Annotated in this window: 2 protein-coding genes and 2 pseudogenes; all 4 read left to right on the forward strand. The window is 50.9% G+C overall.

Annotated features, from left to right (window positions below):
* Positions 1 to 172: pseudogene (locus tag ACTHUT_RS20085) on the forward strand (NADH-quinone oxidoreductase subunit NuoI); the annotation flags it as partial.
* A gap of 11 nt (positions 173 to 183) precedes the next feature.
* On the forward strand, positions 184 to 855 hold the full coding sequence (locus ACTHUT_RS20090) for an NADH-quinone oxidoreductase subunit J (RefSeq protein WP_250599365.1): 672 nt from the start codon (positions 184 to 186) through the stop codon (positions 853 to 855).
* Positions 852 to 1,157: an NADH-quinone oxidoreductase subunit NuoK gene (nuoK, locus tag ACTHUT_RS20095; RefSeq protein WP_250599367.1), complete on the forward strand. Its 306-nt coding sequence runs from the start codon at positions 852 to 854 to the stop codon at positions 1,155 to 1,157. Before ACTHUT_RS20090 ends, nuoK begins: the two co-directional genes overlap by 4 nt.
* Before the next feature lie 2 nt (positions 1,158 to 1,159).
* Positions 1,160 to 1,584, forward strand: a pseudogene (locus tag ACTHUT_RS20100) (NADH-quinone oxidoreductase subunit L); the annotation flags it as partial.

Raw genomic sequence — 1,584 nt, forward strand, 5'->3', positions numbered from 1 at the left:
TTTCTGCGAAGAGGCCTGCCCGACCGATGCGATTGTGGAAACCCATATTTTTGAATACCACGGCGAGAAAAAAGGCGACTTGCACATGACCAAGCCGATTCTTTTGGCCATTGGCGACAAATACGAAGCCGAAATCGCCAAGCGCAAAGCCGCTGACGCGCCGTATCGTTAAGGAGCAGACGAATGACTTTTTCCGCGATTCTGTTCTATATCCTAGCCGCCATCGTTTTGTACGGTGCGGTTCGTACCGTCACCGCTAAAAACCCCGTGCATGCTGCTTTGCATCTGGTGCTGACCTTCTGCGTAAGCGCGATGATTTGGATGCTGATGCAGGCCGAGTTTTTGGGCGTGACGCTGGTGGTGGTTTACGTCGGCGCCGTGATGGTGTTGTTCCTGTTCGTCGTGATGATGTTGAACATCGACATTGAAGCCATGCGCGCCGGTTTCTGGCGTCATGCGCCTGTTGCCGGTGTGGTCGGCACATTGTTGGCGGTTGCCCTGATCCTGATTCTGGTCAACCCGAAAACCGACCTGGCCGCATTTGGTCTGATGAAAGACATTCCGGCCGATTACAACAATATCCGCGATTTGGGCAGCCGTATTTATACCGACTACCTGTTGCCGTTTGAATTGGCGGCGGTATTGCTGCTGTTGGGCATGGTGGCCGCGATTGCGCTGGTTCACCGTAAAACTACTAATCCGAAACGTATGGATCCAGCCGACCAAGTTAAAGTACGCGCCGATCAAGGCCGTATGCGTCTGGTGAAAATGGAAGCGGTCAAACCGCAAGTTGAATCTGCCGAAGAAAGCGAAGTTTCAGATGGCCTCAAGCAGGAAGGGGAGGGCAAAGCATGATTACCTTGACGCATTATCTGGTATTGGGTGCGCTCCTGTTCGGTATCAGCGCAATGGGTATCTTTATGAACCGTAAAAACGTGCTGGTATTGTTGATGTCTATCGAGCTGATGCTTTTGGCGGTGAACTTCAACTTTATCGCCTTCTCGCAACATTTGGGCGATACTGCCGGACAAATTTTCGTATTCTTCGTACTGACCGTTGCCGCTGCCGAATCCGCCATCGGTTTGGCGATTATTGTGCTGGTGTACCGCAACCGACAAACAATCAACGTTGCCGATTTGGATGAGTTGAAAGGGTAATCATGAACGATATGACTTTATATTTGATAATTGCCCTTGTTCCGTTGGCAGGCTCGCTGATTGCGGGTTTGTTCGGCAACAAAATCGGACGTGCCGGTGCGCATACTGTGACGATACTCGGTGTCGCTGTATCTGCCGTGCTGTCGGCGTATGTGCTGTGGGGCTTTATTGACGGCAGCCGCGCCAAGTTTGACGAGAATGTCTATACCTGGCTGACAATGGGCGGCTTGGATTTCTCCGTCGGTTTCTTGGTCGATACGATGACGGCGATGATGATGGTCGTGGTTACCGGCGTATCGCTGATGGTACATATCTATACCATCGGCTATATGCACGATGAAAAAGTCGGCTACCAACGCTTCTTCAGCTATATTTCTTTGTTTACTTTCAGCATGTTGATGCTGATTATGAGCAACAACTTCATCCA

It is taken from the genome of Neisseria sp. P0022.S010 (genome assembly GCF_051956635.1).

Coding starts and splice junctions, on each gene's coding strand:
- ACTHUT_RS20090 (WP_250599365.1), top strand. CDS start 184: ATGACTTTTTCCGCGATTCTGTTCTATATCCTAGCCGCCATCGTTTTG.
- nuoK (WP_250599367.1), top strand. CDS start 852: ATGATTACCTTGACGCATTATCTGGTATTGGGTGCGCTCCTGTTCGGT.